Annotated in this window: 13 protein-coding genes; 10 read left to right on the top strand and 3 right to left on the bottom strand. The window is 52.3% G+C overall.

Annotated features, from left to right (window positions below):
- Window positions 1-70: 70 nt before the first annotated feature.
- On the top strand, window positions 71-334 hold the full coding sequence (locus tag NFS35_RS04235; protein ID WP_103241027.1) for a helix-turn-helix domain-containing protein: 264 nt from the start codon (window positions 71-73) through the stop codon (window positions 332-334).
- 67 nt (window positions 335-401) lie between these two features.
- Here the strand turns inward: NFS35_RS04235 and NFS35_RS04240 are convergent, their stop codons facing one another.
- Together NFS35_RS04240 and NFS35_RS04245 are read right to left on the bottom strand one after the other, a co-directional pair.
- A complete protein-coding gene (locus NFS35_RS04240; RefSeq protein ID WP_251205899.1) occupies window positions 402-845 on the bottom strand; it encodes a gamma-glutamylcyclotransferase family protein in 444 nt (147 codons plus the stop codon).
- A gap of 44 nt (window positions 846-889) precedes the next feature.
- Entirely contained in the window at window positions 890-1,813 is a 924-nt protein-coding gene (locus tag NFS35_RS04245; protein ID WP_251205900.1) for an amidoligase family protein, read from the bottom strand.
- 176 nt (window positions 1,814-1,989) lie between these two features.
- Between NFS35_RS04245 and NFS35_RS04250 the strand changes: the two genes are divergently transcribed.
- The 3 genes from NFS35_RS04250 (at window position 1,990) to NFS35_RS04260 (ending at window position 6,288) form a co-directional block, all read left to right on the top strand.
- On the top strand, window positions 1,990-2,196 hold the full coding sequence (locus NFS35_RS04250) for a helix-turn-helix domain-containing protein (protein WP_242982529.1): 207 nt from the start codon (window positions 1,990-1,992) through the stop codon (window positions 2,194-2,196).
- Window positions 2,180-2,653, top strand: a complete 474-nt coding sequence (locus NFS35_RS04255) for a GIY-YIG nuclease family protein (protein ID WP_251205901.1) — start codon at window positions 2,180-2,182, stop codon at window positions 2,651-2,653. Before NFS35_RS04250 ends, NFS35_RS04255 begins: the two co-directional genes overlap by 17 nt.
- Window positions 2,654-3,060: 407 nt before the next feature.
- A complete protein-coding gene (locus NFS35_RS04260) occupies window positions 3,061-6,288 on the top strand; it encodes a type 1 glutamine amidotransferase family protein (protein WP_251205902.1) in 3,228 nt (1,075 codons plus the stop codon).
- Between the two features lie 62 nt (window positions 6,289-6,350).
- On the opposite strand, the gene NFS35_RS04265 is transcribed toward NFS35_RS04260, so the two are convergent.
- Window positions 6,351-7,163 (bottom strand): ThuA domain-containing protein, encoded by an 813-nt coding sequence (locus tag NFS35_RS04265; protein ID WP_251205903.1) that lies wholly within the window; start codon window positions 7,161-7,163, stop codon window positions 6,351-6,353.
- 279 nt (window positions 7,164-7,442) lie between these two features.
- Between NFS35_RS04265 and NFS35_RS04270 the strand changes: the two genes are divergently transcribed.
- From NFS35_RS04270 to flgK (NFS35_RS04295), 6 genes are all read left to right on the top strand, one after another.
- Window positions 7,443-7,895: a GNAT family N-acetyltransferase gene (locus NFS35_RS04270; protein WP_251205904.1), complete on the top strand. Its 453-nt coding sequence runs from the start codon at window positions 7,443-7,445 to the stop codon at window positions 7,893-7,895.
- Between the two features lie 57 nt (window positions 7,896-7,952).
- On the top strand, window positions 7,953-8,663 hold the full coding sequence (locus tag NFS35_RS04275) for an FAD-dependent thymidylate synthase (protein ID WP_251205905.1): 711 nt from the start codon (window positions 7,953-7,955) through the stop codon (window positions 8,661-8,663).
- A gap of 66 nt (window positions 8,664-8,729) precedes the next feature.
- On the top strand, window positions 8,730-9,026 hold the full coding sequence (gene flgM / locus NFS35_RS04280; RefSeq protein ID WP_251205906.1) for a flagellar biosynthesis anti-sigma factor FlgM: 297 nt from the start codon (window positions 8,730-8,732) through the stop codon (window positions 9,024-9,026).
- An 8-nt stretch (window positions 9,027-9,034) separates the two neighbouring features.
- Complete coding sequence (locus NFS35_RS04285) at window positions 9,035-9,553, top strand: flagellar protein FlgN (RefSeq protein WP_251205907.1); 519 nt, start codon at window positions 9,035-9,037, stop codon at window positions 9,551-9,553.
- A gap of 39 nt (window positions 9,554-9,592) precedes the next feature.
- On the top strand, window positions 9,593-11,404 hold the full coding sequence (flgK, locus tag NFS35_RS04290; RefSeq protein WP_251205908.1) for a flagellar hook-associated protein FlgK: 1,812 nt from the start codon (window positions 9,593-9,595) through the stop codon (window positions 11,402-11,404).
- Between the two features lie 33 nt (window positions 11,405-11,437).
- Entirely contained in the window at window positions 11,438-13,447 is a 2,010-nt protein-coding gene (flgK, locus tag NFS35_RS04295; RefSeq protein ID WP_251205909.1) for a flagellar hook-associated protein FlgK, read from the top strand.
- Window positions 13,448-13,452 lie beyond the last annotated feature (5 nt).

Below are 13,452 nucleotides of genomic sequence, written 5' to 3' on the forward strand. Positions count from 1 at the left end.
GCTATAAAATAACAAAAGGCACATGAGCGTGTCGAAAAATGATATTTTATAGCGGAAGGAGCGGCGACGTATGATAAGAATTTTGCTATCTACTAAGCTCGGTGAACTCAGGTGGACGCAAGCAGACTTGGCAAGGGCTACTGGCATCCGGCCAAACACAATCAATGAATTGTACCATGAGTTGGTTGACAGGGTTAATTTGGAACATTTAGATCTCATTTGTGAAGCCCTGGACTGCAAACTCGATGAATTGATTGTGCGGGTGCCGGATGAAAGCCCCAAAGTCCTACATACAAAGAACGGCTCTCTGATTTCATCATCATCTGACAGGTAGTGCTGCAACACTGCCGTCATAAAGAAAGGCGTTCATGGAGCAAACGTCTTTTTTTATACCACAAATCTTATGCACATTCAATGGAATTTACTTCCAAAGACTTTTTGAGAACGCTGATATCCATATCATTATCTACATATCCTTGGAGGACAGTTTTGACATATTGGGAAGAAGGTCGGCCGGGCAGCTGCTCTTCATCCATGATATAAACCATGGCTTTCTTTTTTCTCCCGGCAATAGTTACCATGATATCTTTCTTGAAATAGTAGCGAGGATATCCCTCATATATGTCGAGGCGGTATTCATCTAGTGGCTGAATCTCCCATACAAGGACCGGTACGGTGGATTCCCGCTTTCTTATGATTGTGGCGTGTGAGTTCGCCTTACGGCCTCTGTAGACCAGCTCCCAGTTATTTAATACTCCCTTTGCATAAACGCTCGCAGAGGGACATCTAGCGGCCATCTGAGCCAGGTTGAGATTGCTTCCATATGCGATATATAATTTTCCCACGATGTCTCCCTTCTCCCCGTCATGCCGATAGGTCAGCATATATATTAAGCTGCCCTGCAGGTCATGCCAGCGGCTTTTTTCAAAGGTGTCATAAGGTGCAGCCGGCAAGTCTTGAATTCGTCTCCATACAGGCCGAGCCGGTGGGTGAGGATGTTTCTCATAATGGTAACTTTCTTCTCAGGTGTATATCCGGCCATAGAACGGAATACGATTTTTTCCTGCGATGTGATGGCCCATGCAGATACAGCTAAACAAAACTGAATGTAAGCCTTAATTTTTCCAGCATGGAGAGTGCTGTTGAAAAGTCTGAATTCTACAGTTCCTTTGGAGAAGTAGCTGTGGAGATTGACACCGTGATAGCGGGTGCTGTTATAGTGCTCATGGTTAACGCCGCCGCAATATCCGTCATTTGCGCTGCTGTACCAAATCTGCTCGGCTTTTTCTTTTGAAAGGTTTTTCTCCTTTTTCATTTCAATAAGGAGGGCGCAATTTAACTTGTGACACCAGCGGTCTGCACGATTTCCAATTTCAAGTGCTTCATAAATCAGATCCTGCCGGGAAGTCATAAAGTTTACCAGCCTCCGAAGAGAATTTGCATTATGATTTGCTCCGTCTACATGGATATGGATGCCGCAGCTACTATGAGATTTTGCCCCATTTTCACGTAATTTTCTGATGATTCTCTGCAAAAGATCTATGTCCTCATATCCCAGAGGTGGCGTTACAAATTCTACCTTATATTCATCCATCGGGGCATCACTGCCATCATTCCTGATTGAAGTAATTGAGGAATCTCTCATAACTTTCCATTTGCGCGCCGCCTGGTCTGCGATAATGCGTGTGTGGTAACAGGTGCTGTCTGGACAGGAAGGTGTGGTTCCGAGAACTTCTGCGACAATGGCAGCTGCCTTTTCTCTTGTGATACCTGTCATTTCTACTTCTACTCCGAATTTCTGATTTTTCAACATGTGTTTGCCCTCCTAAAAGTTTTGATATATTAGAATTTTATTCTGCGTTCTTGCTATATACATATTACCATATGCACAGCGAGTGTCAATAGTTTATAGAAAAAAATTTCAAGAAATTAGAACTTTTTCTTGACGTTGAGAATGAACTTTGATAAGATATAAAAGAGGTGATGATTATGATTACATACAAACCACTTTGGAAGACTTTGATTGATAAGGATATGAAGAAAATGGATTTAGTTGAGGACGGAACGGTCAGCAGAGGTACACTTGCGAAGATGGGAAAAAATCAGAAGGTAAGTCTTGATGTGGTGGAACGGATATGCAAACGCCTACAGTGCAAGGTGGAAGAGGTGATCGTTTACGATGAAGATTTCGAATAAGGTGAATGAAATCAGGATTGAAGATATATCTACCGATATAGAACCTTCATGCGTTTATTTAATACGGAATCTGCATAATGGAAAAGCGTATGTTGGCATGGCTTCTGATGCGGTTCGTAGAATAGCGGGCCATTACTATTCTTTGCGTAAAGGAAATCATGATATTAGAGAGTTACAGATGGACTATGATGCTGGCAATGAGTTTGAAATTAAAACGCTGTGCTTTTTCGATAAGAAGGATCACACCAGAAAGGCAAAAGCACTGGAAACGTTCTTCATATTGCAGTGTGATGGAGTAAAGAATGGATATAACACAACATACAATTACCCTTCTGTGGAGAGAGCCTATGAGATTGTGGAGAACAATGCGGAATATATCATTGGTTGCCTAAGAAAAAACCGGATAAGGTTCAAGCTGCAATGCGGAATAGAGGATGTGGTGGAGATTACCCCGTGATGTTTTCGTGATGTTAAGAGCAAATCAAGACAGAAGTACAGAGAGTAGGGAACAACAAAATGAGTGGTAGAATAAATTTTTTTAACAATGAAAGTTCTGAAAAACGCCATTACGAAATCGAACTTGAATAGACGGGAGAATACCGAAAAGACGCAAAGACACTGTCCGGCGGATGGGATGCGGCTTTTTGCTTCCCGGGGAAAGGCGCCGGCGAATCCCGAGGCCCTTTCCGGTCTGCCGGATATCGATGCGGTGTGCCGGCCCTGGCTGGAATTACGGCTATAATTTTTTGCTTACCCCGATTCGCAAGGAGGATGCCGGCGGGCAGGGGACTCATGGCATTTGGCGGGATGAAATGGGAAAAAGCACACAAACGCCCCGGCGGCAGCCGGAAGGAGACAGATTCTATGTTATATGAAAAAAATCAATCGGAACACATCTCACAGGAGCAATTCAGGAACCCGTCCTGCGAGTACAGAGGCACCCCTTTCTGGGCATGGAACGGCAGACTCGACAAAGACCGCCTCACGGAGCAGATTCGGATTTTTAAGAAGATGGGTCTGGGCGGCTTCCACATGCATGTGAGGACGGGAATGGAGAGCCCCTATCTGGAGGAAGAGTTCATGGACTCCGTCCGCCACTGCATCGGCAAAGCCGAAGAACTGGGCATGCTGGCCTGGCTCTACGATGAAGACCGCTGGCCCTCCGGCACCGCAGGCGGGCGCGTGACCGCGGGCAAGCCTGAGAATGCCAGGAAATCTCTGCTTTTCACCGTCCGGCCATATGAAGAGTGCGGTTTCCCCGTGCCTGCCGCCCCCGAACCGGGCAGAGGGCAGGAGAACATCCGCCAGGAAAACGGAAAGCTTCTGGCCGTCTATGACATCCTGCTGGACAAAGACTGCAGACTGGAATGTGCCTGGCGGGTCCGGAAGGAGGAGCCTGTCCACGAACGCGCAGTCCGCTGGTATGCCTACATGGAATACGCCTCCGCGGATCCCTGGTTCAATAACCAGGCCTATGTGGACACCCTGAACCCGGAGGCAATCGCGGAATTCATCCGGATAACGCACGAGGCTTACTACCAAAATGCGGGAGAGCATTTCGGCAGGCTGGTGCCTGCCATTTTTACGGACGAGCCTCAGTTCACGCCCAGGGGATGCCTGGACTTCGCAGGGGAGCCGAAAGACGTCTTCCTGCCCTGGACTGCCCGGCTGCCGGAAGCTTACCGGGAGGCTTTCGGAGAGGAGCTTCTGGACGTATTGCCGGAGCTGTTCTGGGAGAGGGCGGACGGGAAGCTTTCGTCGGTGCGCTGGAGTTTCCAGAACCTGGTCACAGACCTTTTCGTGGAAAGCTACTGTGAGCAGATCGGAAAATGGTGCAGAGAGCACGGCCTCTACCTCACCGGCCATGTGATGGGCGAGGGCTCCCTCTATGACCAGACCCAGGCGGTGGGGGACGCCATGCGCTGCTATCCCTCCTTTGGCCTGCCGGGTATCGACATGCTCTGCGATTTCCACGAATACACTACGGCCAAGCAGGCCCAGTCCATGGTCCGCCAGACTGGGGCCGAGGGCATGCTCAGCGAGCTTTACGGCGTCACGGGATGGGATTATGATTTCCGGGGATACAAGCTTCAGGGCGACTGGCAGGCGGCCCTGGGGGTCACCGTGAGGGTGCCCCATCTGGCCTGGTATACCATGAAAGGCGAGGCCAAGCGGGACTATCCGGCGTCCATCAATTATCAGTCTCCCTGGTGGGAGGAATTCTCCCTGGTGGAGAATCATTTTGCCCGCCTGAACACGGCGCTTACCAGAGGCAGGGCTGTCGTCAAGGTGGCCGTGCTGCACCCTGTCGAGACTTACTGGCTCTATTTCGGCCCCGGCAACCAGACCGCGGCGCTGCGGGAACAGATGGACTCCCAGTTCGCCCGCCTGGCCCGGGTACTGCTGTTCGGCGGCATTGATTTTGACTATCTTTGCGAAGCCAGGCTGCCGCAGCAGTGCTCTGGCAGCGCTTATCCTCTGCAGGTAGGGGAGATGGCATATGAGACGATTATCGTCCCGCCGATTAGGACGATACGGTCTGCCACATTGAAGCTGCTCACGGACTTTGCCGAAAAGGGCGGAAAGCTGATCTTCCTGGGGGACTGCCCGGACTATGTGGACGCCAGGCCCTCCGATGCGGCGGGAGCGCTGTATGAGAAAGGGATCCGCTGCGGCCTTTTGGACTCGGCTGTGCTGTCCTTGCTGGAAAGTGAGCGTTTCCTGGATATACAGCAGCAGGACGGGCGCAGGGCGGACGGGCTGCTCTATCAGCTGCGCCGGGAAGAAAGCGGCGATATGTGGCTGTTCCTCTGTAACGGCAGGAACCCTGTCAGCCCGGATGTCGACCCGGGCAGCAGCCTGCGCTTCACCCTGAACGGCGATTTCACAGTGACCTTGTATGATACCATGACGGGGGATATCTCCCCCTTGCCTGTGCGCCATGAGGATGGAAAGACCATTCTGGAGCGTCCCTGGTATATTCATGAGAGCATGCTGCTGCTTTTGCGGGAAAGGGAATCTTCAGCCAGTTTGACGGCAGAGGCCGGGAAAACGGTTTCGGCCGGACGGACGGCAGAAGCCGGGAATCCGGTTTCACCTTGCCTGGCAGCAGAGGCGGACATCCTGCCCGGAGAAGTGCCGATTTCCCTCCAGGAGCCTAACATGCTGCTCCTGGATATGGCGGAATACGCGCTGGACGATGGGGACTATTATTCCGAGGACGAACTACTGCGGATAGACAACCATGCCCGCAGAGAGCTGGGAATCCCACTGCGCCGCAAGGAAGTGGTACAGCCCTATCTGGTGAAAGCCGGAGAGACGGAGCATGTGCTGCGCCTGCGTTTCCGCATTCCAAGCGAGACCGTGGCACAAGGCTTGAAACTGGCCCTGGAATGCCCGGAATCGGCCCGAATTCAGTTAAATGGCGCAAAGGTCCCTAACCAAAGCGACGGCTGGTACGTTGACAGGGACATAGAGACCATACCCCTGCCGGACTTCGCCGCCGGAGAGAATATCCTGGAAATCACCGTACCCATCGGCCCCAGGACGAATCTGGAGAATTTCTACCTGCTGGGCGATTTCGGCGTCCGCGTTAACGGCACCGCAAAGACATTGACCAAAACGGTCAAAAGAATCGGCTGGGGCGACATCGCCGTACAGGGACTTCCTTTCTACACAGGGAACCTGACATACCGCACCCAAGTGCTTTCCCGGGGAGACTTTACCGTCCGGGTTCCCCAGTACCGGGGCGGCCTGGTGAAAATCCTGGTAGACGGCAGAGACTGCGGCAACATCGCTTTCTCCCCCTACACGCTCACAGTGCGTGCGGAGCCGGGAAAGCACATCTTAGAGTGGAAACTATACGGAACCCGCCAGAACGGCTTCGCCCAGCTGCATCACACCCAGGGGGTTTATTTCTACCAGAGCCCCAATTCCTGGAGAAGCGCCGGAGACCTCTGGAGCTATGAGTATCGTCTGAAGCCCGCGGGTATCCTGAAATCCCCGGAAATCACAGGCGCGGTCTTCCTGGACGGGGCCGGACGCAGCCGGAAGAAGAATGCAGGCGCCATGCATTTCACGGACAGGAGCTGACGACTGGCTGAAATCGTAAAGTCTCCCGCTGTGAGATTCTGCTGTCATGAAACCGCTCTTTTTTAAACGTCTTTCCGGACAATGCTCTCCGGCGACTCTGCCGCGTGAGGGCAGTCCAGGTTCTCGCGCCACATGACAGGAGCCGCCCACCTTACCGCGTTCTCGATAATCTTCAGAATCAGCGGATTGTGGTAGGAGGGGCTGGTCTCGTGGCCCGGCTGGAAATAGAAGATTTTGCCATATCCCCGGGTCCAGGTACAGCCGCTGCGGAATACCTCCCCGCCCCTAAACCACCCCAGGAACAGGATATCGTCCGGCTTCGGGATATCGAAAGGCTCTCCGTACATCTCCTCCTCGGACAGTTCGAAACTCTCCGGAATCCCCTGGGCAATCGGATGGGTGGGATTGATGTTCCAGACCCGGCAGAAATCGCCCTCCCGCCACTTCAGGCTGCCGGAAGTGCCGAGCAAAGCCTGCATGGGCTTGGAGGGATGGGCGGAGTGCAGGGGAATGAAGCCCATCCCTTTCAGGACACGGTCCCTGATTTTCCGCACCAGTTCGTCCGGCACGGCGTCATGGGCGATATGGGCCCACCAGATCAGGACATCCGTGTGCTCCAGCAGCTCGTCGGTCAGGCCGTATTCCGGCATGAACAGATTGACGCTGGTCACCTGCATGTCCTCGCAGCCGGACAGATGCTCCGCCACAGTCCCCATCACGCCCTTGGGGTACACCTTCTTGATTGCCGCCGCGGAATTTGCGATGAATTTCCGGAAATTCTCCCGATGCTCCTCCGGCGTCCCGGCAGGCAGGAAACTTTCCGGCAGCTCCCCGGATTCCTGTACATATTCATACCAGATTGTCACTCGTATCATAGATTTGTCCTCCTTGTCAGGTTTTGTATTTCTGGAATGCTTTTCTTCTGGAATGCTCTTCTTCTGGAATGCTCTTCTTCCATATTAACACAATAAAACAAAGATTTCCAGATATTTGCTTTTTCGGGCGGGAATTCCAGGCGGAAACATCCGGGTGGAAACATTCAGACATTCAGGCGTTCGGGCGAAACGGACGGTTTCCGCTTTACTTTCATACTGCGGTATGCTATCATGGACACAAATTTCCGAAAGCGGATACCAGTATGGAGAGACTCAGAGATGATTAAAATATGGAAGATAAGAGAACAACCCCGAATGGCGGAAGAAGCCGCAAGGTGGTTCCACGAGAAATGGCACATCCCTCTGGAAGCCTATCAGGAAAGCATCCGGCAATGCCTGAGGAACGAAAGCGTCGTCCCCCAATGGTATCTGGCCATGGATGACGGGAAAATCGTCGGCGGCCTGGGCGTGATTGAAAATGACTTTCACAACCGAAAAGATCTGACGCCCAATGTATGCGCCGTCTATGTGGAGGAGGCCTGCCGCTGCCGGGGCATAGCGGGAGAACTGCTGAAAGCCGTATGCGACGATATGGCCGCCAAGGGGATTTCCACCCTGTACCTGCTTACGGACCATACTTCTTTTTACGAGCGCTACGGCTGGGAGTTCCTGTGCATGGTACAGGGGGACGGAGAGCCGGAGATGTCCAGGATGTATGTGCACAGACAGTGATTCCTGCCGGACGGCGGACCTGAGGCAGAGACGGAATGGAAAAGGAGAAAAGGACAGATGATCACAATTCTGGAAGAAACCCCCAAGAACCCCATCACTCTTATGGGCCAACGCGCCGGGGTCTGCTGGGGAGCGGACATTCATGATAAGGAAAAGAACTACAGACGCGGCCTGGACTGTATCCGGTCCGGCCATCACCGGGTGATGGAATATGTCAATGTGGAGATGATCATAGACGGCTATTCCGCCCGGGTCATCAGGGAGTGGTACACCCACATCGGCGGCGCGCCCACCAGGCTCCAGGCCAGCACACGCTACATCAACTACAAAGATTTCTCCTACACCACGCCGCCTTTGATAGAAAAAAACCAGGAAGCGGCAGAAATTTATCATCAGACTATGAATACAATTGCGGAGGCCTGCAGCCGCCTGGAGAGCGAATGCGGCATTCCCAGGGAGGACGCCGCCATGCTCCTGCCCTTAGGGATGACCACCAGGATTGTGGACAAGCGCAATGTCCGCAATCTGATCGAGATGTCCCACCAGCGTCTCTGCACCAGGGCCTACTGGGAATACCGTCTCCTGATGCAGGATATCGGCAAGGCGCTTGGGGAATACTCAGAGGAGTGGAGTTATCTGGTGAATCATTATTTTGTGCCCAAATGTGAAGTTGCCGGATACTGCACAGAAAAAAAGAGTTGCGGAAAGGCTAAAGTATTTTCCGCCGTAGCCGATATTCTTAATAAGCAGCCAGCCATGCAGGAATGAAAAGGCATGGCGGCAGATGCGGAAAAAATGGAAGAATAATATTCCATTGGGAGGGAGGAATCCGACATGCGTGTTGAAGCATACAATCAAGTCCAGCAGTTATACCAGACCAAAAAGGTGAATAAGACACGTCAGGCCGGTAGCGCGTCCCGCTCCGATCAACTGCAGTTCAGCAGCCTTGGCAAGGACATTCGTGCGGCGCAGAAAGCGGTTGCAGGAGCTCCTGCTATCCGGGAAGAGCTGACGGCTTCCATCAAGGCGCGGGTGCAGAACGGCACATACAAAGTGGACAATGGGTCCTTTGCGGATAAGCTTTTGCAGAAGAGGGCCGAGATGGATGCTGCATATGAGGAAATGAGGTAAGGAGTCCCGTGGCGAGTTTAATGGAGAACCTGATTGAAGTGCTCAGTCAGGAAAGCGAGGAATACAAGGGACTTCTGGCCTTGTCCCAGAAGAAGATGCGGATTATCGCGAGTGCGAACCTAGAAGATTTACAGAGAATCACGGATGATGAACAGGAGGTGGTGGGCAGGCTCAGCCGTCTGGAGAAGAGGCGGATTGAGGTGACTGCGGATATCGCCAATGTTTTGAACAAGGATGTTGAGACAATGAAACTGACCAACCTGATTGAAATGATGTCAGCCAGGCCTGAAGATAAGGCGAAGCTGGAGGAGATTCATGGCAGGTTGAGGGATGTCGTCCGGGAAGTACAGCGGACGAACGAGCAGAACAGGGAACTGCTGGAGGAAGCACTGGAATTGGTGAACTTCGAGATGAACATGCTGCAGGCTTACAAGGCAGCGCCGGAGACTGCCAATTACACCAAAGGCGCCTACAATTCCGGAGCTCAGATGGGTGTGGACAGCGGAAGTTTTGATGCAAAGCAATAACATTCTTATAGAAACGTTGAGGTGATTATTATGCCACTAATGGGTAGTTTATATGTTGGTTCATCAGGATTACAGACCAGTCAGAATGCGCTGAACACCACAGCGCATAATCTTACTAACACGGAGACCACCGGCTTTGTCAGACAGCAGGTGCAGCAGTCTTCCAGAAGTTATCTGAAGCTTTCCGTAGACGTTAAGTCCGTCAACAACAAGCAGGTGGGCTTGGGCGTCACTTATTCCAGAGTAAAACATGTAAGGGATTATTTCCTTGACAAAATATACCGCAGGGAATCCGGGCGCAGTATGTTCTATGAAGTGTCCACCGAAGTCATGGAAGAGGTGGAGGGGCAGCTGGGCGAGATGCACGGCGAGGCTTTCCAGACTTCCATCGAGGACTTCTGGACGGCTATCCAGGAGCTGGCCAAGGATCCTGCCAGTTCGGTGACCCAGGGGCTCCTGGTCCAGAGGGGCACACAGCTGATTCAGCGCGCCCAGGCGGTCTATTCAGGCCTTTCCGCCTATCAGGACAATCTGAACATGCAGATTAGGGATCAGGTGGACAAAATCAATTCCTATGGGAAGAGGATACTGGAGCTGAACGATGCCATCCGGAAAATCGAGGCTGGCGGCGTAGAACAGGCCAACGACCTGAGGGATACCAGGGATCTGCTGCTGGATGAACTGTCCGAGATGGCGAACATCAACTACGGCGAGTCCGTGAACGGGGATGTCTGGGTGCAGATAGAGGGCGTGGACTTCGTGAAAGGGCCCAGATGCTTCGAGATGGGTGTTTTTGCGAATGAGGAGACCGGGTTCTATACGCCGTTCTGGCCTCAGAACGCATCCTATACAGAAGATGCCGACGGCAACAAAATCTATACCGAAGAGAGCATCAGCAACGCCCATGTGTTCAAGTTCAACAGGGAAATTTCCTCGGATCTGAACACGGATATCGGCGGCCTGAAAGCCATGATTCTGGCCAGAGGCGACCACAGGGCGAATTATACGGATGTGGCCACCAAAGAGGCCTACAACAGCAATCAGAGCATCGTCTCCCAGTCCGTTATCATGAATGTACAGGCGGAGTTCGATCAGCTGATTCACAATATCGCCACGAAGATAAATGAGATTCTGGGCACGGCGGCCGGAGTCACCACAGGGAACGTGACTTATAAGGACGAGAATGGCCAGAATGTGACCCTTAATAATGCACAATATTGTCTGGCAGATTCAAATGGATATATGCGCAAGGATGACGGAAGCCCCATTCAGATGTTCGTCACAAACTCCGGCAGCGGATATAAGAAAGTGACGCTGACAGGGCCCCTGACGGATGCGGCAGGCAATCCTGTTCTGGATGCGGACGGCAATCCGATTCAGAGCGGCGATGTCTGGGTATATGTCCCGGAAGATGCGAATGACCCCAGCAGCCTCCTCACCATCTCGAACCTTCAGATAGATCAGGAACTGAAGCAGAAGCCATCCATGCTGGGCTTCAGGCTGGAGGACGGCTCCGAGGACAAGGCTACGGCCAACGCCCTGGTGGATGCTTTTAAGGATGAGAGCTATACTCTGAACCCGAACATATCAAAGCGTTCCTCTTTCGTCAGCTACTATACGGATCTGGTATCCCAGATAGCGAATACCGGCTATGTGAGCAGGAGCATATACACGGATCAGCAGAGCATCATGGAGTCCATCAATGGCGCAAGAGAACAGGTAATAGGCGTCTCCTCCGATGAGGAGCTGTCTAATATGGTAAAATTCCAGAATGCCTACAACGCTTCCAGCCGTTACATAAACGTCATAGACGAGATGCTGGAGCATCTGCTGAGCACACTGGGAGTATAGTAGATTGATTCTCCAAAAAGGAGGTAGGGATAAATGCCATCACAATTTTTCGGATTGAATATAGCATATACGGGACTGCTGGCCAGCAACGCAGCGCTGAACACCACGTCCAACAATATCGCCAACGTACAGACAGAAGGCTTCAGCAGACAGCAGGTGACCACCCAGGCCGCCAATGCCCTGCGGGTGTTCCAGACCTACGGCTGCGCCGGCGCCGGCGTGGAGACCCTTGCCATTGAGCGCGTCCGCGATGAATTCTATGACTTCAGATACTGGAACAACAATGAAAAAGTAGGCGAATACGGACAGAAGATATATTACATGGAACAGATAGAGACCTATTTCCATGATAACGGCACCAATGCCGGCTTCAAGACAGTCTTTGACCAGCTGATGATCACAGGCCTGCAGGAACTGATGAAGAATCCGTCCAGCCTGGCTTCCAAGGAGCAGTTCGTGGGCTACGCGGGCGCCCTGACGGAATACTTCAATAACGTGGCGGGCAACCTGGAGAAGCTGCAGAAAGACGTGAACGAGGAAATCAAGGTAAAGGTGGATGAAATCAATGCCATCGCCAGTGAGATTGCCGTCCTGAACAAACAGATCAACACCATCGAGCTCAAGGGCGTGAACGCCAATGAACTCCGCGACAGGCGTACGCTCCTGATAGACCAGCTCTCCGAAATCGTGGACGTAGAGATAAAAGAGACGAAGATCGAGGATACCAACAGGCCGGGCACCAGCACAGGCGGCAGCAGGTTCATCGTGAAAATTGCCGGCGGTCAGGTACTGGTGGACAATTATGAGTACAACAGCCTGAAATGCGTGTCCAGGACGGAAGACGAGAAAGTGAACCAGACGGATGTGGACGGCCTGTACAATGTGGTATGGGATGACGGGAACAACACCAAGTTCAACCTGTACGGCGGCGCCATAGGCGGGGCCCTTAAGGGTCTGGTGGATTTGAGGGACGGAAACAACGGAGAGAGCTTTTCGGGGCAGATTGTCGGCATAAATAATCAGAATCCCGGCGCTGCCGACCCCACTACCGTCACCGTGAAAGTAGATAAGCATTACCTGACGGACTTGAATAAATGCAACCTCTCAGACAACGGCGGCGTCATCAAGCTGGGGAACAAGGAATATTACTACGATTCCTGGACGTACAGCGTCAGTTATAATGCCACCACACATGAGCCGGAATATACTTTTACTTTCAAGATGTCGAAACAGGCGGTTGGAAATGGGCCAATGGAAAATGTACAGGTCAATGCCTCGGCGGGTTCGACGGCATCCGTGGGCCAGAGCGTCGCTTATCAGGGCGTTCCCTATTACATGGCCCAGATGAACGAATGGATTCGGACATTCTCCCAGAAGTTCAACGATATCCTGACCAGCGGCTATGCGGGGGATCAGAAAGGAATCGAGATGTTCACCGCCAATATGTTGACGGAGAACAAACAGTATGTCTTCGGCGATAAGCATAGATATGACACGGAGTCCTATGAGGCCTATAAGGCCCGGGTAGATGCTCTGGTTGCCGGAGGAATGGCTCAGGCAGATGCAGAGGAAGCCGCCAAATTACAGATTGAAGTAGGCAAGGGTGTGACGAATCAGGACAATTATTACCTGATGACCGCCAAGTATTTTGATATCTCCTCCACCCTGGAGAACGATCCCAGCCTTTTGGCCACCAAGAAAAATGCGAGCGACGGCCCGGAGCAGAAAGACCTGCTTGAGGACATCGGCAAGCTGGCCACCGACAAGGGCAGCATGAGCTTCCGTGGCTGCTCCGCATCGGAATTCCTGCAGTGCATCCTTGGAGATGTGGCGCTGAACGCCAGCAGGGCCGAGACATTCTACAGCAGTTATGTGGATATTGCCGTCACCATCGATACCCAGAGGATATCCATCTCCGGCGTGGATGAGGACGAAGAGGCGGTGAACCTGGTGAAATACCAGAACGGATACAATCTGGCGTCCAAGATGATACAGACACTGACAGAAGTGTATGACAGGCTCATACTGCAGACAGGCGTCTGAGCCGC

The sequence above is a fragment of the Acetatifactor aquisgranensis genome (genome assembly GCF_943193215.1).
In the GTDB taxonomy this organism is placed as follows: Bacteria; Bacillota; Clostridia; order Lachnospirales; family Lachnospiraceae; genus Acetatifactor; species Acetatifactor aquisgranensis.